This window comes from Pseudomonas sp. FP1762 (genome assembly GCF_030687105.1).
Lineage (GTDB): Bacteria > Pseudomonadota > Gammaproteobacteria > Pseudomonadales > Pseudomonadaceae > Aquipseudomonas > Aquipseudomonas siliginis.
In genome coordinates, this window is sequence record NZ_CP117458.1 from 3,241,759 (window position 1) to 3,261,599 (window position 19,841).

General features: G+C 60.3%; 15 protein-coding genes. 7 read left to right on the forward strand and 8 right to left on the reverse strand.

The window, feature by feature from the left end; translation table 11 throughout:
* Nucleotides 1-337 precede the first annotated feature (337 nt).
* Nucleotides 338-1,360 (reverse strand): zinc-dependent alcohol dehydrogenase family protein, encoded by a 1,023-nt coding sequence (locus tag PSH90_RS14405; protein WP_095180096.1) that lies wholly within the window; start codon nt 1,358-1,360, stop codon nt 338-340.
* Between the two features lie 270 nt (nt 1,361-1,630).
* On the opposite strand from PSH90_RS14405, the gene PSH90_RS14410 reads away from it, so the two are divergent.
* Nucleotides 1,631-2,545 (forward strand): LysR family transcriptional regulator, encoded by a 915-nt coding sequence (locus tag PSH90_RS14410; protein ID WP_016774850.1) that lies wholly within the window; start codon nt 1,631-1,633, stop codon nt 2,543-2,545.
* 6 nt (nt 2,546-2,551) lie between these two features.
* Here PSH90_RS14410 and PSH90_RS14415 read toward each other — a convergent pair whose 3' ends face one another.
* The 3 genes from PSH90_RS14415 to gcvA all read right to left on the reverse strand — a co-directional run bounded on the left by PSH90_RS14415 (nt 2,552) and on the right by gcvA (nt 5,151).
* Nucleotides 2,552-3,313: an SDR family oxidoreductase gene (locus PSH90_RS14415; protein WP_256809980.1), complete on the reverse strand. Its 762-nt coding sequence runs from the start codon at nt 3,311-3,313 to the stop codon at nt 2,552-2,554.
* A gap of 29 nt (nt 3,314-3,342) precedes the next feature.
* Nucleotides 3,343-4,170 carry a DMT family transporter gene (locus tag PSH90_RS14420; protein ID WP_305380852.1) on the reverse strand — a complete coding sequence of 276 codons (828 nt, stop codon included), beginning with the start codon at nt 4,168-4,170 and terminating at the stop codon, nt 3,343-3,345.
* A 75-nt stretch (nt 4,171-4,245) separates the two neighbouring features.
* Nucleotides 4,246-5,151: a transcriptional regulator GcvA gene (gene gcvA, locus PSH90_RS14425; protein ID WP_305380853.1), complete on the reverse strand. Its 906-nt coding sequence runs from the start codon at nt 5,149-5,151 to the stop codon at nt 4,246-4,248.
* Nucleotides 5,152-5,521: 370 nt separating this feature from the next.
* On the opposite strand from gcvA, the gene mexE reads away from it, so the two are divergent.
* The 3 genes from mexE to PSH90_RS14440 are packed head-to-tail and all read left to right on the forward strand — an operon-like array spanning nt 5,522 to nt 11,400.
* A complete protein-coding gene (gene mexE / locus PSH90_RS14430; protein WP_305380855.1) occupies nt 5,522-6,775 on the forward strand; it encodes a multidrug efflux RND transporter periplasmic adaptor subunit MexE in 1,254 nt (417 codons plus the stop codon).
* Nucleotides 6,776-6,790: 15 nt separating this feature from the next.
* A complete protein-coding gene (locus PSH90_RS14435) occupies nt 6,791-9,982 on the forward strand; it encodes an efflux RND transporter permease subunit (protein ID WP_041480270.1) in 3,192 nt (1,063 codons plus the stop codon).
* Nucleotides 9,979-11,400, forward strand: coding sequence for an efflux transporter outer membrane subunit (locus PSH90_RS14440; protein ID WP_150635171.1), 1,422 nt, complete (start codon nt 9,979-9,981; stop codon nt 11,398-11,400). Before PSH90_RS14435 ends, PSH90_RS14440 begins: the two co-directional genes overlap by 4 nt.
* Nucleotides 11,401-11,602: 202 nt before the next feature.
* Here PSH90_RS14440 and PSH90_RS14445 read toward each other — a convergent pair whose 3' ends face one another.
* The 3 genes from PSH90_RS14445 to PSH90_RS14455 are packed head-to-tail and all read right to left on the reverse strand — an operon-like array spanning nt 11,603 to nt 14,883.
* On the reverse strand, nt 11,603-12,532 hold the full coding sequence (locus PSH90_RS14445; RefSeq protein ID WP_370695142.1) for a biotin/lipoyl-binding protein: 930 nt from the start codon (nt 12,530-12,532) through the stop codon (nt 11,603-11,605).
* Nucleotides 12,533-12,557: 25 nt separating this feature from the next.
* Nucleotides 12,558-12,758, reverse strand: a complete 201-nt coding sequence (locus tag PSH90_RS14450) for a DUF1656 domain-containing protein (RefSeq protein ID WP_016774855.1) — start codon at nt 12,756-12,758, stop codon at nt 12,558-12,560.
* Complete coding sequence (locus PSH90_RS14455; protein WP_305380856.1) at nt 12,748-14,883, reverse strand: FUSC family protein; 2,136 nt, start codon at nt 14,881-14,883, stop codon at nt 12,748-12,750. The genes PSH90_RS14450 and PSH90_RS14455 overlap by 11 nt, the downstream gene beginning before the upstream one ends.
* 171 nt (nt 14,884-15,054) lie before the next feature.
* Between PSH90_RS14455 and PSH90_RS14460 the strand changes: the two genes are divergently transcribed.
* The 3 genes from PSH90_RS14460 to PSH90_RS14470 all read left to right on the forward strand — a co-directional run bounded on the left by PSH90_RS14460 (nt 15,055) and on the right by PSH90_RS14470 (nt 19,412).
* Complete coding sequence (locus PSH90_RS14460; RefSeq protein WP_305380857.1) at nt 15,055-16,110, forward strand: tetratricopeptide repeat protein; 1,056 nt, start codon at nt 15,055-15,057, stop codon at nt 16,108-16,110.
* 132 nt (nt 16,111-16,242) lie between these two features.
* Entirely contained in the window at nt 16,243-17,745 is a 1,503-nt protein-coding gene (locus tag PSH90_RS14465) for an ATPase domain-containing protein (RefSeq protein WP_056789781.1), read from the forward strand.
* A complete protein-coding gene (locus PSH90_RS14470) occupies nt 17,742-19,412 on the forward strand; it encodes an ATP-binding protein (protein ID WP_150635167.1) in 1,671 nt (556 codons plus the stop codon). The genes PSH90_RS14465 and PSH90_RS14470 overlap by 4 nt, the downstream gene beginning before the upstream one ends.
* A gap of 34 nt (nt 19,413-19,446) precedes the next feature.
* Here PSH90_RS14470 and PSH90_RS14475 read toward each other — a convergent pair whose 3' ends face one another.
* Complete coding sequence (locus PSH90_RS14475) at nt 19,447-19,824, reverse strand: response regulator (RefSeq protein WP_305380858.1); 378 nt, start codon at nt 19,822-19,824, stop codon at nt 19,447-19,449.
* Nucleotides 19,825-19,841 lie beyond the last annotated feature (17 nt).

The following is a 19,841-nucleotide window of genomic DNA, read 5'->3' on the forward strand; positions in this document are numbered from 1 at the left end:
AAACTTCCCACAACGTCCCACGCCAAATCATTACAAGAAAAAGAGAAGCAACTTCCGAATCGCCCTACAGCAATTAAACAGAAATTGACGAAGCCAGCTGAGCCAGCCATTTGATATTGCCTCGGACAAATTGAATGCACAGCCATAGCTCATTCCTTGAGATGAAAGTAATCATTCAATTATCAGTGCTTATAGTGTGATTAGAAGATACAGATGAACGGCAAAAACCAGTTCAGTTGCTGAAAAGGCCAATGCTTCGATATTGGGGAGGGTTTACTGACAGCGAGGGTATAAACAGAAAAGAGTCCGTGGCGGCCACGGACTCTGATGAGCGGATTTACGCGGTTTCCACTTGCAGGGCCACTCGCTCGCGGCATGGGCATTCGTCCATGTAGCGATGCGCTTCGACGAACTCGTTGAACGGGAATACACGAGTCTTGAGCGGCAAAAGCACGCGGTCAGCGGTCAACTGGTTGATGTCACGCAAAGCACGCTGCAGAGCGACGTGGTCCTGGACAATGCCCAGCTCCGGCTTGCCGGTGAAGTTGCCGATGCAGTGCACAAAGAACTGAATGTTTTTCTGGAACGCTGCACACGCCGGGAACGGAGTCTGGTTACCACCTTGCAGCCCGTACAGCACCAGACTGCCGCGTGGCGCCAGCACATCGCCGAGCAACGACATCTGCGGGCCGCCAAGACCATCGAACACCACATCGACGCCGCGGTTGTCGGTGATCTTGTTGATGCGCATCAACAGATCTTCCTCTTCGGTGACGATGACCTTCTCCGCACCGAGGGACAGCAGGTACTCCCGCTCCTCCGCCGATTTGGTCGCCGCGATCACTCGCACACCCAGCGCCTTGCCCAATTGCACAAACGACGGGCCGGCGCAGTGGCTGGCGTCAGTCACCAGCGCAAATTGACCGGGTTTGACCCGCGCCAGATCGGCATAAGCGAAGTAGGCGATCAGCAGCGGCGTGTAATGCACGCTCGCTTCGATCGGGCTGAGCACATCGGGATAACGGGTCAGCGCGGTGCGCGGCAGGACGATGGACTCACCGTACACCGGATAGTCGTTCGGGCTTTCTGCAGGAAAACTGGCCACTTTGTCGCCGACGGACAGGTCTTCGACATCAGCGCCCACCGCAGTGACCACGCCAGCCATTTCATGACCGAGGCCCGAAGGCAGACGTGCCTGGGACGACGCCAGATTCTGGCGCCACAGGGTGTCGTACCAACTGATGCCGATTGCCTCGACACGCACCTGCACTTCGCCAGGACCTGGCTGAGCAGCCGCATGCTCTTCGCATTTGAGCACCTCGGCCGGACCAAACTTGTGAAAACGGATCGTGCGGGACATCGCAAACCTCGTCAAAGTAACCTCTAATGCCATGAACTCTATCTGGGCTTTGGACCCAAGACCATCAGTGGCTATTAATAGTCGACATGCCTGTCATTGATTCCGCATCAAGGGCGGCATTGGCAAAATCCATGAAAAAAGGCCTGCCACCGTCGCAGTAAAGCTGAATTTTCCGGTGCAGAGTACCAGCCTTTCCCCGTAAGATTCATGCCGGCCATTGTTCTCATATGGCCGCCCTCGTCAAGTTTGATGACTCTGCCAGGACTCCAGATGAATCGTAATGACCTGCGTCGTGTCGACCTGAACCTGCTGATCGTGTTCGAAACATTGATGCACGAACGCAGTGTGACTCGGGCCGCGGAAAAATTGTTCCTCGGCCAACCGGCTATCAGTGCGGCGCTGTCGCGCCTGCGCAGCCTGTTTGACGATCCCTTGTTTGTCCGCACCGGTCGCAGCATGGAACCTTCCGCGCGCGCGGTGGAAATCTTCGCCCTGCTCTCGCCTGCCCTTGATTCGATCTCGACCGCCGTCAGTCGTGCCGCCGATTTTGATCCGGCGACCAGCACCTCGGTGTTTCGCATCGGTTTGTCCGACGACGTCGAATTCGCGCTGCTGCCCATGCTGCTCAAACGTCTGCGCGCCGAAGCACCGGGCATTGTCCTCGTGGTACGGCGGGTCAATTACATATTGATGCCGGGCCTGCTGGCCTCGGGCGAGATTTCGATCGGCGTCAGCTACACCACCGACCTGCCGGCCAACGCCAAGCGCAAGGTCCTGCGCCGCAGCGCACCGAAGCTGCTGCGCGCCGACACCGTGCCGGGGCCGCTGAGCCTGGACGACTACTGCGCCCGACCGCACGCACTGGTGTCGTTTGCTGGTGACCTAAGTGGTTTTGTCGATGAAGAACTGGAAAAACTCGGACGCAAACGGCACGTGGTGCTCGCGGTGCCACAGTTCAACGGACTGGGCACGCTGCTTGCGGGCACCGATATCGTCGCGACCGTGCCGGATTACACGGCTGAGGCACTGACGGCAGCTGGCGGTCTGCGGGCTGAAGATCCACCGCTGCCGACGCGTACATTTGAACTGCACATGGCCTGGCGTGGGTCGCAGGATAACGACCCGGGAGAGCGGTGGTTGAGGTCGCGGATTCAGATGTTTTTTGGGGATCCGGATAGCCTGTAGCCGGACCTACTTGCCACCCGTCACATCCAGAAAAGTCCCGGTGACAAACGAAGCCTCCGCGCTGGCCAGCCACAAGATGGCCCGCGCCACCTCTTCCGGCTGACCGCCCCGGCCCATCGGGATCGACTCCTTCACGCGATCCACCCGCCCCGGCTCGCCGCCGCTGGCGTGCATATCGGTATAGATGTGCCCCGGGCGAATGCAGTTAACCCGAATTCCCTCGCGCGCGACTTCCTTGGCAAAGCCGATGGTGAAAGTTTCCAGCGCGCCTTTCGACGCTGCATAGTCGACGTATTCATTGGGACTGCCCAGGCGCGCGGAGGCAGACGAAATATTGATCACCACGCCACCCGTTCCGCCGTGGCGCAGAGACATGCGCTTCACCGCCTGCTGCGCGCACAAGATCGGCCCCAACGCATTGACTGCGAAGATGCGCTGCATGCGTTCGAAGCTGAGGCCCTCCATGCGTGACTGTTTTGCCAGAACGCCTGCGTTATTGACCAGAACGTCGATCCGTCCAAATGAGCGATCGACGGCCGAGAACAGTTCAGCAACCTGCTCGGGGTCAGCACTGTCAGCACGCACCGCGATGCCTTTGCGCCCCAACGCTTCGATATCCGCCACCACCTCAAGAGCGGCAGACTCGTTGGCGACGTAGCTGATGGCGACGTCGTAGCCTTGCGCGGCGGCGAGTCGGGCGGTGGCGGCGCCGACTCCGCGACTGCCGCCGGTGATCAGAATCAGCGGTGCTTGTGAGACTTTATCCATGCGACGTTCTCCTGAGCAGTTGGCCTATGTCAGCCGATGATGATGGCGCCGCTGGCGATGACCACGCATGCCAGCATCCTGCGGACGGTGAGCTTTTCACCGAGGAACAAATAGCCGAGCAATGCCGCGAACAGCACGCTGGTTTCGCGCAGGGCCGACACCGCGCCCAGTGGCGCTTCGTTCATCGCGTAGATAACGATTGCGTAAGCCAGTAAGGAAACCAGTCCGCCGCCCACAGCGGCGAGCATGCCGGGCCGCACGGAAAACAGACTGCGAGCATCGCGCAGGCCGATATACACCAATGGCATCAACACACCCCACAGGGCGCTCATCCACACCGTGTACGCGAGCGGCGCACCGGAAAGCCTGGCGCCAATGCCATCGACGACGCTGTAGGCGGCGATGAAACAACCGGTACCCAGCGCATATGGCAGGCTCGGCACCGACAGGCTGCGCCCTCGGAACGCCAACGAGATGATCCCCCCGGACACCAGACCAATGCCGAGCAGTTCGCCGGGGGTTATGGTTTCGCCGGCAAACAGCGCGGCGCCGAGGGTGATCAGCGCTGGCGACGACCCACGGGAAATCGGATAGATCTGCCCTAGATCGCCGACCCGATAGCTGCGTACCAGAAACAGGTTGTAGCCGACATGCAGCAGTGCCGAGAGCAGCGCGTAACCCCAGCTCTCAGGTGCAGGCGGGGCCATGAAAGAGGCGGCGATGGCGCAGACGATGGCGATGGCCACGCACATCATCGTCATCGACCAGAGCCGATCGGCGCCACCGCGCAGCAGCGCGTTCCAGCTGGCGTGCAGGAGCGCGGCGAACAGAACGAGGAGTACGAGATGGATTGGCATGCAGCATTCTAGGCATCCCTGGCATTGGCCTTACAGTGAAGTCTCCTCATTACACCGTGAGCAATTACTCATACTTCAGCGCTGTGCGCTCTGCACCTTCAACGCTTCACTGAGCAACCATTGACGAAATCTGAGGATGTGCGGCTGGGCTTCGATGCCTTTGGGACAGACGAAATAATAAGCAAGCGGCGAAGTGAACGGCACATCGAACAGCCTCACCAGACGGCCGTCGGCAATTTCATTTTCGACATGGCCGCTGCGCACCAACGCCACTCCCTGGCCGAGCAACGCAGCTTCCACCGTCATGTTGGTGTCGCCAAACCTGACGCCTTCGCGCAGCGGTAAAAACTCCAGCCCGACGGACTGAAACCACACCTCCCATTTCGGCGCCAACTCGGCGCCGTCGCGAATGAGTAACGGCATCTGCAGCAACTCGGCGGGACTGCCCGGCCTGCCGACACGCTGCAGCAGTTCGGGGCTGGCCACGGGAAACACCTGTTCGCCAAACAGGAACTCTGAATACAGGCCGGGGTAATTGCCCTTGCCCAAGCGGATTGCGACATCGGCTTCGCCATTGGCGAAGTGGATGATCTTGTCCGTGGTATCCAGCGACACCAACAGCTCCGGGTGTTGGCGTGACAGGTTCGGCAAGCGTGGCAGCAGCCACTTCAACGCGAACGAATAAGTGGTGCTGACAGTCAGGCGAACCCTGTCCTTTTGCTCGCGCAGATCCTCCAGCGTTGCTTCAAGGCTGATGAAAAACTCGCGCACGATCGGCGCCAGCGCCGCCCCCGCTGTTGTAAGGCGTAACGCCTTGCCGCGCTCGAACAATTGCAAGCCCCAAAGTTCTTCGAGGTGCCGGAGCTGGTGACTGACGGCGCTCTGGGTCACGTGCAGTTCTTGAGCGGCAGCGGTGAACGTCGGGTGCCGGGTGGCCACTTCGAAAGCCCGCAGGGTCGCGGTCGGGGGCAGGTCGCGCATAAATATGATCCGGGGACGGTAAATGTCAGAGCATGAGGTTACGCTCATGTTAGAGCGAAACTCCCTTGGTTGCCCGTTCCGCGATATTGGCGTATTGCTCCGGCAAGTGGGCGAGGTGCTGGTAACAGCGAGGTATTTAATCGCCGGATAATCCTCCGCGCGCAGCGTCGGTCGCAATCATTGCAGATCAAGCAACACAGAATTGCTTTCAGGCCGATTGTTAGCCTCCTAACGAAAGGTGCATGCTAGAGGGCTGCCTCGGCGCTTATATCATTCCGAATGATAGTTACCTTTGCTTCATTCGATTCGTGCCATCACACCCGCGCCGAGCATCATCCGCCCATCTTCAATACTTCGGCGGATTGCATCCATGGAACAATCACTCAAACATTTGCGCTTCCCGTTGGCCATGCTGGCCGTACTGGTGATGAGCGCCTGCGGCAAAACTCCGGAGACTGCCGGCGCCCCGCCCGCTGCCAAAGTCAGCGTAGCCAAGGTGCTGGAACAACCGGTCAACGAGTGGGACGAATTTACCGGGCGCCTCGAAGCGCCGGAAACCGTTGAAATCCGCCCACGGGTATCGGGCCAGATCGATCAGGTCGCGTTCACCGAAGGCGCGCTGGTCAAGAAAGGCGACCTGCTGTTCCAGATCGATCCGCGTCCGTTCCAGGCCGAGGTACGCCGCCTCGAAGCTCTGGTTGCTCAAGCCCGCGCCACCGCCACTCGCAGCGAAAACGAAGCCGCTCGCGGTGAACGTCTGCGTACCAGCAACGCCATTTCCGCTGAACTGGCCGACTCGCGCACCAGCGCTGCCCAAGAGGCCCGCGCCGCCGTCGGTGCTCTGCAGGCACAATTGGACCTGGCCAAACTGAATCTGAGCTTCACCCGCGTGACAGCACCGATCAGCGGCCGCGTCAGCCGCGCCGAAATCACTGCCGGCAACCTGGTGACCGCCGACACCACCGCACTGACCAGCGTCGTCTCCACCGACAAGGTCTACGCTTATTTCGACGCCGACGAACGCGTGTTCCTCAAATACACCCAACTGGCCCGCAACGGCCAGCGTGGCGCCACTACGCCGGTTTACATGGGCCTGTCCAACGAAGACGGCAACCCGCACCTCGGCCAGATGAACTTCGTCGACAACCAGGTCAATCCGAAAACCGGCACCATCCGTGGTCGCGCGGTCTTCGACAACGCTGACGGCACCTACACCCCGGGCCTGTACGCACGGCTGAAACTGGTCGGCAGCGGCACCTATAACGCCATGCTGATCAATGACGAAGCCGTGGGCACTGACCTGGGCAAGAAGTTCGTGCTGGTGATGGATGACGACAACAAGACCGCCTACCGCGCCGTCGAACTCGGTCCGAAGATCGAAGGCCTGCGCATCGTCCGCAACGGTCTGAACAAGGACGACACCATCATCGTCAAGGGCTTGCAACGAGTTCGTCCTGGCTCACCGGTCACCCCCGAGGTGATTCCGATGGCCAGCGAGCAGACCCTCGCCGCCCTCGCTCAACAACGTCAAGCGCTGGAAGCCAGCAACCTGCCCAAAGTTGCCCCTGCCAAGGGCGCATCGGGTTCGGCTGCGAAGCTGGCTGCTACGACCCCACGCGGTTAAGGGACGACAACTCCGATGAATTTTTCCCAATTCTTCATTTCCCGGCCGATCTTCGCAGCGGTGCTGTCGCTGTTGATCCTGATCGCCGGTGCGATCTCGCTGTTCCAGTTGCCGATCAGCGAATACCCGGAAGTCGTGCCGCCGACCGTGGTCGTGCGCGCCAACTTCCCGGGGGCCAACCCCAAAGTCATCGGTGAAACCGTGGCCGCTCCGCTGGAGCAGGCCATCACTGGCGTCGAGAACATGCTGTACATGTCCTCGCAATCGACCGCTGACGGCAAGATCACCCTGACCATCACCTTCGCCCTGGGCACTGACCTGGACAACGCGCAGGTGCAGGTGCAGAACCGGGTGACCCGGACCGAGCCGAAGCTTCCCGAGGAAGTGACACGCATCGGTATCACCGTCGACAAGGCTTCGCCGGACCTGACCATGGTTGTGCACTTGACCTCACCGGACAAGCGCTACGACATGCTCTACCTGTCCAACTACGCAATCCTCAACATCAAGGATGAGCTGGCTCGCCTGGGTGGTGTCGGTGATGTGCAGTTGTTCGGTATGGGCGACTACTCGCTGCGCGTCTGGCTTGATCCGAACAAGACCGCTTCGCGCAATCTGACCGCCACCGATGTGGTGACCGCGATTCGCGAGCAGAACCGTCAGGTCGCCGCCGGTCAACTGGGCGCGCCCCCTGCCCCGACCGCACAAAGTTTCCAGCTGTCGGTCAACACTCAAGGCCGTCTGGTTTCCGAGGAAGAGTTCGAGAACATCGTCATTCGCGCAGGCGACGACGGTGAGATCACTCGCCTGAAGGACATCGCGCGCATTGAACTGGGTTCCAGCCAATACGCCTTGCGCTCTCTGCTGAACAATCAGCCGGCTGTAGCGATTCCGATCTTCCAGCGTCCCGGTTCCAACGCCATCGACATTTCCAACGAAGTGCGCGGCAAGATGGAAGAGCTGAAGAAAGGCTTCCCGCAGGGCATGGACTACAGCATCGTGTATGACCCGACGATCTTCGTTCGTGGCTCGATCGAGGCGGTGGTGCACACCCTGTTCGAAGCGCTGATCCTCGTGGTGCTGGTGGTGATTCTGTTCCTGCAGACCTGGCGCGCCTCGATCATCCCGTTGGTGGCGGTGCCGGTATCGTTGATCGGTACGTTTGCGGTCATGCACCTGTTCGGTTTCTCGCTCAACGCCCTGTCGCTGTTTGGCCTGGTACTGGCCATCGGTATCGTGGTGGATGACGCCATCGTCGTGGTGGAAAACGTCGAACGGAACATCGAACTCGGCCTGACGCCGGTCGAAGCGACCAAGCGCGCCATGCGGGAAGTGACCGGGCCGATCGTGGCCACCGCACTGGTGCTGTGTGCGGTGTTCATTCCAGCGGCGTTCATTTCCGGCCTCACCGGGCAGTTCTACAAACAGTTCGCACTGACCATCGCTATCTCGACAGTGATCTCGGCGTTCAACTCGCTGACCCTGTCGCCAGCATTGGCCGCTGTGTTGCTGAAAAGCCACGACGCGCCGAAAGACCGCTTCTCGAAAGTGCTCGACAAGATCTTCGGCGGCTGGCTGTTCCGTCCGTTCAACCGTTTCTTCGACCGTGCCAGTCATGGCTACGTCGGCACCGTGCGCCGGGTTATCCGTAGCAGCGGCATCGCCCTGCTCGTGTATGCAGGCCTGATGGTACTGACCTTCTTCGGTTTCTCCAGCACGCCGACCGGTTTCGTACCCGGCCAGGACAAGCAATACCTGGTGGCCTTCGCGCAATTGCCGGATGCCGCGAGCCTGGATCGCACCGAAGACGTGATCAAGCGCATGTCCGACCTCGCGCTGAAACAGCCGGGCGTGGAAAGCGCCGTAGCGTTCCCGGGCCTGTCGATCAACGGTTTCACCAACAGCCCGAACGCCGGCATCGTCTTCGTGACGCTAAAACCGTTCGACGAGCGTAAAGACCCGAGCATGTCCGCCGGCGCGATTGCCGGCGCCTTGAACGGCCAGTACGCGAACATTCAGGAAGCGTACATGGCGATCTTCCCGCCACCGCCGGTACAAGGTCTGGGCACCATTGGTGGTTTCCGCCTGCAAATCGAAGACCGGGGCAACCTGGGCTACGACGAGCTGTACAAAGAAACCATGAACATCATCAACAAAAGCCACAACGTGCCGGAACTGGCCGGCCTGTTCACCAGCTACACGGTGAACGTGCCGCAGGTCGATGCCGCCATCGACCGTGAAAAAGCCAAGACCCACGGCGTGGCCGTCAGCGATATCTTCGACACCCTGCAGATCTATTTGGGTTCGCTGTATGCCAACGACTTCAACCGCTTCGGGCGCACCTACCAGGTCAACGTTCAGGCCGAACAACAGTTCCGCCTTGAATCCGACCAGATCGGCCAGCTGAAAGTACGCAACAACAAAGGCGAAATGATCCCGCTGGCGACCTTTATCAAGGTCAGCGACACCTCCGGGCCGGACCGCGTGATGCACTACAACGGCTTCATCACCGCTGAAATCAACGGTGCCGCAGCTCCGGGCTACAGCTCTGGCCAGGCGGAAAAAGCCATCGAGAAACTGCTCAAGGAAGAACTTCCGAACGGCATGACCTATGAGTGGACCGACCTGACCTACCAGCAGATTCTGTCCGGCAACACCGCGCTGTTCGTGTTCCCGCTCTGCGTACTGCTGGCGTTCCTGGTGCTCGCCGCCCAATACGAAAGCTGGAGCCTGCCACTGGCGGTGATCCTGATCGTACCGATGACCCTGCTGTCGGCCATCACCGGTGTGATCATTTCCGGCGGTGACAACAACATCTTCACCCAGATCGGCTTGATCGTACTGGTGGGACTTGCCTGTAAAAACGCGATTCTGATCGTCGAATTCGCCAAGGACAAACAGGAAGAAGGCCTCGATCCGCTCGCTGCGGTGCTGGAAGCCTGCCGCCTGCGTCTGCGGCCGATTCTGATGACCTCCTTCGCGTTCATCATGGGTGTGGTGCCACTGGTGTTCTCCAGCGGTGCCGGTGCCGAAATGCGTCACGCCATGGGTGTGGCGGTGTTCTCCGGGATGCTCGGGGTGACCTTCTTCGGTCTGCTGCTGACGCCAGTGTTCTATGTACTGATCCGTAACTTTGTCGAACGCGGCGAGCAGCGCAAAGCAGCCAAGGCGCACACTCTTCAAAAGCCACTGGAGGCGCAACAATGAGTCTGAAAGTCTTCCTGCCGAGTCTGCTGGTGCTGGCCCTCAGCGCCTGCGCCGTCGGCCCCGACTACAAGACCCCAGCTACGGAGGCGGCCAACATCACGACCGCCACCGACGGCGCCGCCGGGCAAAAGAACTTCGACCGTTCGAAATTCGAAGGCATCTGGTGGCAGCAATTCGATGATCCGACACTCAACCAGTTGGTGACGCAATCGCTGCAAGGCAACCGTGAACTGCGCGTGGCGTTCGCCCGCTGGAAAGCCGCCCGGGCGATCCGCGACGACGCCAGCAATGACGCGATGCCGACCATCACCAGCCGCGCCAGCAGCGACTTGGGCAAGGGCCAGATTCCCGGCCAGACCACCGACCGGGTCAATAGCGAGCGCTATGACCTCGGTCTGGACATGGCCTGGGAGCTCGACCTGTTCGGCCGCATCCAGCGCAATCTGGAAGCCAGTGACGCCGACCAGCAGGCCGCCGAAGCCGATCTGTACCAGTTGCAAGTCACCATGATTGCCGAACTGGTCGACGCTTACGGTCAACTGCGCGGCGCCCAGCTGCGGGAAAAGATCGCCGTGGCCAACCTCAACAACCAGCAGGAGTCGCGCAAGATCACCATCAGCCTGCGTGACGCCGGTGTCGGTGATCAGCTCGATGTCGAACGCGCCGATGCGCGTCTGGCCAACGTCGAAGCCACGGTACCGCAGTTGCAGGCGGAACAGGTTCGGCAGAAAAACCGTATCGCTACGCTGCTCGGTGAGCGCCCGGACAAACTGACCGTCGACCTGAGCCCGAAAGATCTGCCGGCCATCGCCAAGGCGCTGCCGATCGGTGATCCGGGTGAACTGCTGCAACGTCGTCCGGACATCCTCAGCGCCGAACGGCAATTGGCCTCGGCCACTGCGCGAATCGGCGTGGCCAAAGCCGACCTGTTCCCGCGGGTCAGCCTCAGCGGCTTCCTCGGCTGGACGGCCGGACGTGGCTCGCAGATCGGTTCGTCGGCAGCCAACGCCTGGGCACTCGGCCCGAGCATCACCTGGGCTGCGTTTGACCTCGGCAGCGTCCGCGCCCGTTTGCGCGGTGCCGATGCTGACGCCGAAGGCGCGCTGGCCAACTACGAGCAACAGGTGCTGCTGGCGCTGGAAGAATCGGAAAATGCCTTCAGCGATTACGGCAAGCGTCAGCAACGTTTGATCTCGCTGATCCGTCAGAGCGAATCGAGTCGCAAGGCCGCTGATCTGGCGGAAATCCGCTACCGCGAAGGCACCACCGATTTCCTCGTCCTGCTCGACGCCCAGCGTGAGCGCCTGAACGCCGAAGACAGTCAGGCACAGGCCGAAGTCGAGCTGTATCGCGGCATCGTCGCGATATACAAGGCCCTCGGCGGTGGCTGGCAACCGGAGACGGTCGCCAGCAAGTAAAGGTTGTTAAAGAGCTCCTTTGGTTGGCCGCAACCAACCAAATTTTTTGCCCCGCGTATCATTCGGTCGCGGGGTTTTTTTATGCCTGTTTGCAGCACTGGGATTTTTTGTGGGAGCGAGCCTGCTCGCGAAAGCGTCAGGTCAGACATATCAGCGGTGGCTGATACTCTGCCTTCGCGAGCAGGCTCGCTCCCACAATGGATCAGCGGTGATCCTCCAGGACGGTGACAGTGGCGGTTGTACCGGCGCGCAGGCGATTCTTGCCGGCAAAGTCACCATCAATCCCAATGCGCACCGGCACCCGTTGCGCGAGCTTCACCCAGGTGTAACTCGGGTTGATGTTTGCCAGCAATCGGCTGCCGGGCGCGTTTTCGCGGTCGGCGATGGCGAAGGCGATGCTTTCCACTGTGCCGCCGAAGCGCTCACCACTCATCAATTGAATGCGTACCCGATCACCCTCCGCGATTCGCGGCAGCTTGGTTTCTTCGAAATAGCCGCTGACGTAGAACGAATCACTGTCGACCAACGCCAGCAGTGCCCCGCCCGCCTGTGCGTAATCACCCTGGCGGGTCAGCAGGTTGGTGACATAACCGCTGACCGGCGATTCGACGCGGGTGCGCTGCAAGTCCAGTTCAGCCTGGGTCAGCGCGGCAATTGCCAGTTGCACATTGGCTTCGGCCAAGCCGAGGTTGGCCTGATTGCGCAACAGATCCGCCTGGGCAACCGCCACGTCGGTACTGGCCTTCTCCCATTCCTCACCGGAAATGGCGAAGCCTTGCTTCAGCGTACGTCGCCGGCGCTCCTCGCTCTGACGTTGTTTGAGCAACGCTTCACTGGCGACGATTGCCGCTTGCGATTGCCCCAGCGAGGCCTTGGACACCTCCACCGAGCGTCGGGCATGCTCGACCGCCAGTTGATAGCGCGCCGGATCGATCTCCAGCAACAACTGGCCCTTGTCGACATGCTGGTTGTCCTGCACCGCCAGTTTGACGATACGCCCCGAAACATCCGCCGACAGCGTTACCACATCCGCCCTCACCCGAGCATCCCGTGTCCACGGCGCGCGGGTGTAATACTCCCAGGCAAACCAGCCGAGGACGATCGCCAGGATCACCACTGCCACGGTCATCATTCGTGCAACTAGTGCTTTCAAGACATCAGGCTCCCATCAACAGAATCAGCGTGGCGCAGACACAGGCGTACAGGGCGCCTTCGAACAGCGCTTCATGCCAGACCAGGCGCAGTACGCCCAGGCGGCGCAAGCACCAGTCCAGCAACATGAAAATCGGGATCGCCAGTAACAGAGCCTGGGCAATCGGCGGCAGATAAACCCCGCCAATTTCGAAATCAATGGGCAAGTTGCGGTTCTCCTTCCAGACCTTGAGGTTGCAAATGTTCGCCGTGGCGCTCGAGGAACGACACCACAATCAGCAGCGCCACACGCATGCGAAAAACCGACCATAAATGTTCATGGCTGGCGGCGTGCAGCTCGTCCAGCTGATCTCCGAGTTGGTGCAACGTCGCCAGCAGCGCCGGGAGCTGCACATCCGCGCGTCCGGCAACCAGGCGACCGGTCTTGCGTAACGCCGATGCCAGGCGCTGGCTGAACGCATCGGTGAGTAACGCGTTGTTCTGCGCCTGCTGCCTCAGCTGATGCATGGCCACGCCCAGGGCTACGCAAGCCAGGCTGATTTCATACAAGCGTTGCATGGCGCGATCGTTTGCCGCTGGCAGCAGGCCGAGCATGCTGGTCAGGCGATCGGTCATCCGACTCTCGAAGGCGAATTGTTGTTCATCGGTGGCCGGCATTTTGCTCAGTTGGTACACCTGCTCCCGCGCTTCGCCGTACAGGCGCCGGATGCGCAAGCCCGGGCGGAACGGGAAGATCAGCGCATAAACGATCAGGGCCAGCATCGCTGCACTGACGTAGGCGCCGGCGAATTCGAACCATTGGATCGCCGTATTCTGCCCAGTGCCGGTGTTTTGCGGTCCGAGCATGAGAAAACTCGACAGCCCCAGGCCCATGCCGATACCGGCGGTGGCCGGACTGGAAATGCCCACGGCAATGGCATACAGCAGCGGCGCCAGCAGCAAGGCCAGCAGCTCGAAATCACTGATCGCGGGCACCAGCATGAATTGATAGAACGCCGACACTACCAGCGCCAGACCCAAGCCTCGCGCATAGCTTTGCGCAGCCATCAGCGGACGCGGGAAAGTCGCCATCAGCGAGCAGAGAATTCCCACCAGAATCATTCCGCCGCGCGCACCATCCCACGCCGTTTCGATCCAGATCAATCCGCTGACCAACAGCGCGGTAAAGGCGCGAATGGCGTTCATCGAGGCCAGGGTGAAATCCAGATGCAACGGACTGCTCTGGCCGCGATATAGGCAACTGGCCGGGCGCCCTTCCTGAATGGCGTCGCTCAGTTCGAGAATCTGCTCCAGTTGCTGCAGCAGGCGCGCCTGCTCCCAACGCAGCGCCCAGGCCAGTGAACGCAGGGCCGCACTCATGTTCTCGGTCTGCTGCTCGGCCTTGTACGCCAACGCTTCGAACTGTTGCTGCAATGTGACGAAACGTTGCCGGTCCGCGCCAGACAGCGCACGACCCTGTTGCGCCAGTTGCTCAAGCAACGCCAGTTCCTCGGCCCGCAGTTGCTGCACCTCCAGCGGCAGATCGCCCTCCCAGCGTTCGATGAGCAATTCGCGCTGATGCCGTAGCGCGGTCAGTCGCGACGTCAGCAGCATCAGTTGATTGCCGAGCAGCAACACCAGATTGTCGGCATCGCGCAAACGTGGGGCATCGAAATACAAATGGCGCCGCAACCCCTCCAATACGCTGATCTCGCCGAGCAATTGCATCTGCCGACGCTGAAAATCGGCTTCGCTTTCTTCCGTGCGAAGCACTTCGGCGGCGTGGCTGGCGGCCAGTTTGATCACCTGATCGATTTTGGCGAAATAACCTTTGGCCACTGCTTCAGGCCGGGCTGTGAGCAGGCTCACCACGCACACGCAGGCAACGGCCAGCAGGGTTTCCGTGACGCGGGTGACCGCTAGCAAAAACGTGCCTTCCTGGTCCGGGATTGCCAACAAGGCCACCACCACCGCGGTGTAGCCACTGAGCACGAACGCCTGGGAACTGGTGTAGCGCAACAAGGTGCCGCCCGCGGTGCACAGCGCCAGCCACAACGCCAATGTCGTGATGAACGGCAGCGGCGCCTGAGGGAAAATCGCCATGATCAGCACCGCCACCGCGGCACCCACGGTGGTGCCGACCACTTGGCCGAAACTGCGCGCCAGTGCCATCCCTGCCAATGGCTGACTGACAATCACAACAGCCATGATCGACCACTTCGGTTGTTCGAGATCGAAAATGAACGCCAGATATAGGGTCAACAGCCCGGCGGCGATGGTCCGCAGGGCAAACAGCAGAACAGCCTGACCGGGATGGATCAAAGCCTTGAAATAAGCGAACAGCGCAGACATGGGCACTCTCTTTAAAACGACTTCTGCAAGCGTAGACATTCCAGCAAAAGCCTGACGGATTTCACAGTCGACACGTGTTGTAGGACGATTCGCCGGCAACGGTTTGACTCACGCGCCAAGCTGAACGAAGCTTGCCGCTCTGCTCAAGTTCGAAGCTTTCGGAAACCCCGCATGACTCAGTCCCGCCGCAACCTGCTGATCGGCCTAGGCCTCGTACTGATCCTCGGCGTCGTCTGGCTGTCATGGCGCAGCAGCACACCGACCATCCCCGATGCTATCAAACATGGCTACAGCGAAGCGCTGAACGCCGCGCGCACTGGTGAACCCGGAGCGGCGCGCCAGTTGTACCAGCAATTGGGCCGCCCGGACATCTCGGTCAAACGCCGGGTCTGGCTGCACGGCGAGCTGCCCAACTACCCCAGCCCGCAGGCCTTGAAACTGGCTGACATCGACCTGCATCACGAAGCACCGCAAGTGCGCGTCGCAGCGATCAAAAGCATCGTCGGTCTGGTGCCCGGCGGGCAACGCAGTCTGCTGCTCGGACCGTTGCTCGATGATGAAGAACAAACTGTCCGTTTTGCCGCGATCAACGCCCTGCTCGGCCTGGCCCCGGACGAGCTCGGTCTGTATTTCGCACCGCTACAGCAGGCCATCGACGGCTGGCAACAGACCTTGGAAAGCCAGCCGGAAAGCGCCGCCAACTACGCGCAACTGGCCCGTCTCTATATCCACAACGCCGAATACAAACAGGCCCAACAGTCGTTGGACAATACCTTGCGTCTGGAACCGGGCAACCTGCCAGCGCTGGTCATGCAGATCGATGTGCTCGACCGCCAGGGCCAGAGCGATGCCGCTCGCCAGTTGCTCGCACGTCAACTCAAGGCGCAGCCTGATTCCGCCTATCTGCAACATGCCCTCGGCCTGTGGCTGCTGCACCACGGCCAGCGCGAATACGCCCTGCTCGGCCTGTCCAAAGCGGTAGAACTGGAGCCGGCCAACAAGGATTATCGGTACGACCTCGCCACCACTCTGCACAGCGCGGAAGAACTGGAAGCGGCGCAAAAACAGCTGCAGGAAATCGTCCAGCGCCATCCCGCCGACCGCAAGGCGCGGGTGTTGCTGATCAACTACTGGAAGGAAAGCGGCCAACTGCAGAATGTGCAGATCCTGTTGGCGCAACTGGAGCAGCTGAATCCGGACGACCCGGCCTTGCAACAAGGTCTTTAATCCAGTCAGGGCGGACTCAATTGGCCGCCCGTCCAAGAAAAAGCGGAACCGTGAACACGCCGTGAGGTCAAGTTACTCAGGTGGCTCACTCTAGCCAGCCGCCGGATTACCCTAGTCATAAGAGGGCGTTTTTTGACTACATCAAACGAGTTGATCAGTGCAAAGGCCGCCGTCGGCATTGTAGGTCTGGATGACATCCTTGCCGGTGGCTTGTCTCGCGGCCATGTGTTTTTGCTCGAGGGGGAACCCGGGACCGGCAAAACCACCGTGGCGTTGCATTTCCTGCGCGCCGGTGCGCTGGCCGGGGAACGCTGCCTGTACATCACTCTCTCGGAAACCGAGAAAGAACTGCGTCAAGGTGCGCTCTCCCACGGTTGGGAGCTGAACGAAAACATCAAGATCTTCGAGCTGACACCGCCGGAAAGCCTACTCAATGCCGAACACCAGCAAAGTCTGCTGTATTCCTCGGACCTTGAACTGGGTGAGGCGACCAGGCAGATTTTCGAAGTGGTCGAACGTTTCAAACCGACTCGCGTTGTGCTCGACAGTCTCTCGGAGATCCGTCTGTTGGCGCAGAGCTCGTTGCGCTATCGTCGGCAGATTCTGGCGATCAAGCATTACTTCGTGCGCTACGACGCCACCGTCCTGCTGCTCGACGACCTGACCACCGAGTCCCTCGACAAGACCGTGCACAGTGTCGCCCACGGCGTGATTCGTCTTGAAGAGCTGACACCGAGCTACGGCGCTGAGCGTCGGCGCGTTCGAGTGGTCAAGTATCGCGGGCAGAAATACCGTGGCGGTTTCCACGACTTCACCATCATGGGCGACGGCGTCCATGTTTTTCCACGCTTGGTAGCGGCGGAGCATCGCGGCGACTACCCACGTCTGCAGCTGTCCAGCGGCATCCCGCAAATGGACGCCCTGCTCGGCGGCGGCATCGAAACCGGCTCCAGCACGCTGATTCTCGGCCCGGCCGGTACCGGTAAATCGCTGATCTCGATGATCTTCGCCGCCGCAGCGGTGGCTCGAGGCGAAAAAGCCGCGCTGTTCATTTTCGATGAAGAGCTGGGCCTGCTGTTCGAACGCATGCGTCATCTCGGTATCGACCTCAAAGCCTTGCAGGCCACCGGTAATCTGCTGATCGAACAAGTAGACGCCGCCGAATTGTCTCCCGGTGAGTTGTCCCATCGCGTGCGGCGTTGCGTCGATGAGCTGGGTATCAAAACCGTGGTAATCGACAGCATCAACGGCTATCAAGCGGCGATGCCGGAAGAAAACGCGCTGGTGCTGCACATGCACGAGCTGTTGCTGTACCTGAACCGCAAAGGCGCGGCGACTTTCATGACGGTCGCCCAGCACGGTCTGGTGGGCGATATGCAGGCGCCGGTCGATATCACTTACCTGGCCGACACGGTGATTCTGTTGCGCTACTTCGAAGCCCTCGGCAAAGTCCGCCGGGCGATCTCGATTATCAAGAAACGTACCGGCAACCACGAGTCGACCATCCGTGAATACCGGATTTCCTCGCATGGCATGACCATCGGCCAACCGCTGGAATCCTTCCAGGGCGTGCTGCGTGGCGTGCCGACCTACATGGGAGCGAGCAATCCATTGCTTGAGGATGAAAGCTTGTGACGGTCAACACGCCGTTGGCCGAGCGGGTGCTGGTGCTGGCGCCCATGGGTCGCGACAGCCAGATCGCGTTGATGATCCTCAACGAAGCCGGCTACGGCGGCATGGTGGCGCCGAATCTCGGCGCTTTATGCACCGAGCTGGAGGTCGGTGCCGGACTGCTGGTGATTGCTGCTGAAGCGCTGCGCGGACCTGAACTGGAAGGGCTAATCGCCTACCTTGACCAGCAGCCCGCGTGGTCGGACATGCCCATCGTACTGCTGACTCATCATGGCGGTGATGAACAAGGGCCGCCGTCGCGCCTCAGCACCCTGCTGGGCAACGTGACGTTTCTCGAGCGCCCCTTCCATCCCGCGACGCTGGTCAGCCTGGTCTCCGCCGCGCTCCGTGGGCGACGACGACAATATGAAGCGCGCGATCGGCTGATCGACCTGAGTGAAAGCGAACGACGCCTGCAATCGACTCTGGAAACCCTCGAACAGCAAGTCGAAGAACGCACCGCACAACTTCGCCACAACGAAGAAGCTCTGCGCCAATCGCAGAAAATGGAAGCGGTCGGCCAACTCACTGGCGGCATCGCTCACGACTTCAACAACATGCTCACTGGCATCATCGGCAGTCTCGAATTGCTGCGTCGACGTCTGGCCCGAGGCCGCACGGAAGACCTCGACAGCCTGATCGATCTAGGTGTGACGTCAGCGAACCGCGCCGCCGGCCTGACTCACCGTCTGCTGGCGTTCTCGCGCCGTCAGTCACTCGACCCGAAAGCCGTGCAAATGAACACGCTGGTGCTGTCGATGGGCGAGCTGCTGCAACGCAGCCTCAATGAAAGCATTCATCTGGAAATGCGCCTGGACGACAATCTCTGGGTTGCCGAGGCCGATCCCAATCAACTGGAAAGCGCCCTGCTCAACCTGGTGATCAATGCCCGCGATGCGATGCCCGAGGGTGGCAAGCTGGTGGTGGAAACCAGCAATCAGGTGCTGCATCGCGAATTCACGGCTGCGTACAGCAATCTGGAGCCAGGCGATTACGTGATGCTCAGCGTCACTGACAATGGCAGCGGCATGCCGCAGAGCGTGGTCAGCCGTGCGTTCGATCCGTTTTTCACCACCAAGCCGATCGGCCAGGGCACCGGCCTCGGACTGTCGATGATCTATGGTTTCAGCAAGCAGTCGCGCGGGCATGTGTCGATCGACAGTGAAATCGATGAAGGCACCACGGTAAAACTCTATCTGCCGCGTTTCCGGGGTGAGGAAGTAGAAATTCCCGTATCGGATTCGCAGCAGGCTCCGTATGCGATGGATGGCGAAACCGTACTCATCGTTGAAGACGACCCGGCGGTGCGCGTATTGGTCAGCGCCGTGCTCAGTGAGCTGGGTTACGCGTTCGTAGAGGCCGGTGATGCCGACGGCGCCATGCCGATTCTCAATTCGACGCAACGCATCGATTTGCTGATCAGCGACGTCGGTCTGCCGGGGATGAACGGTCGTCAACTGGCGGAGGTTGGTCGGCAATATCGCCCAGGTCTGAAAGTGTTGTTCATCACCGGTTATGCCGAGCACGCGGCGGTGCGCGGTGGATTCCTCGACTCGGGAATGCAGATGATCACCAAGCCATTCACCTTTGATCTGCTCACCGCCAAGGTGCGGGAGATGATCAATAGCTGAATCGATAGGAGCTGCCGACGGCAGCTCCTACATATCAGGCCAGCAATTCCTGAATCTTTTCCTGCAACACATCCAGATCAAACGGTTTTTCCAGAATCGGTGCGCTGTTGGTAATCGGGCTGCCGGTCTCACGGATTTCCTGCGGGTAGCCGCTGATGAAAATCACTTTGAGGTCCGGTCGCAATTTCACCGCTGGCTCGGCAATCTGCACGCCGGAGATACCGCCCGGCAGGCGGAAATCGGTAATCAGTATGTCGAGATGAGGTTTGCTGGCGAGGATCTCGAAAGCCTGCTCGCCATTTTCCGCTTGCAACACGCGATAGCCCTGCCCTGACAGGTAATCTGTCAGGACCATCAAGATAACCGGTTCGTCTTCGACGACGAGTACTACATCTTGCGCATCTACGCTCATGGGAAGCCTTTGTTCGG

What these genes read in the sequence shown, in the direction of transcription:
- PSH90_RS14405 (WP_095180096.1), bottom strand. Translation starts at nt 1,360, where the DNA reads ATGTCCCGCACGATCCGTTTTCACAAGTTTGGTCCGGCCGAGGTGCTC.
- PSH90_RS14410 (WP_016774850.1), top strand. Translation starts at nt 1,631, where the DNA reads ATGAATCGTAATGACCTGCGTCGTGTCGACCTGAACCTGCTGATCGTG.
- PSH90_RS14415 (WP_256809980.1), bottom strand. Translation starts at nt 3,313, where the DNA reads ATGGATAAAGTCTCACAAGCACCGCTGATTCTGATCACCGGCGGCAGT.
- PSH90_RS14420 (WP_305380852.1), bottom strand. Translation starts at nt 4,170, where the DNA reads ATGCCAATCCATCTCGTACTCCTCGTTCTGTTCGCCGCGCTCCTGCAC.
- gcvA (WP_305380853.1), bottom strand. Translation starts at nt 5,151, where the DNA reads ATGCGCGACCTGCCCCCGACCGCGACCCTGCGGGCTTTCGAAGTGGCC.
- mexE (WP_305380855.1), top strand. Translation starts at nt 5,522, where the DNA reads ATGGAACAATCACTCAAACATTTGCGCTTCCCGTTGGCCATGCTGGCC.
- PSH90_RS14435 (WP_041480270.1), top strand. Translation starts at nt 6,791, where the DNA reads ATGAATTTTTCCCAATTCTTCATTTCCCGGCCGATCTTCGCAGCGGTG.
- PSH90_RS14440 (WP_150635171.1), top strand. Translation starts at nt 9,979, where the DNA reads ATGAGTCTGAAAGTCTTCCTGCCGAGTCTGCTGGTGCTGGCCCTCAGC.
- PSH90_RS14445 (WP_370695142.1), bottom strand. Translation starts at nt 12,532, where the DNA reads ATGATGACCGTGGCAGTGGTGATCCTGGCGATCGTCCTCGGCTGGTTT.
- PSH90_RS14455 (WP_305380856.1), bottom strand. Translation starts at nt 14,883, where the DNA reads ATGTCTGCGCTGTTCGCTTATTTCAAGGCTTTGATCCATCCCGGTCAG.
- PSH90_RS14460 (WP_305380857.1), top strand. Translation starts at nt 15,055, where the DNA reads ATGACTCAGTCCCGCCGCAACCTGCTGATCGGCCTAGGCCTCGTACTG.
- PSH90_RS14475 (WP_305380858.1), bottom strand. Translation starts at nt 19,824, where the DNA reads ATGAGCGTAGATGCGCAAGATGTAGTACTCGTCGTCGAAGACGAACCG.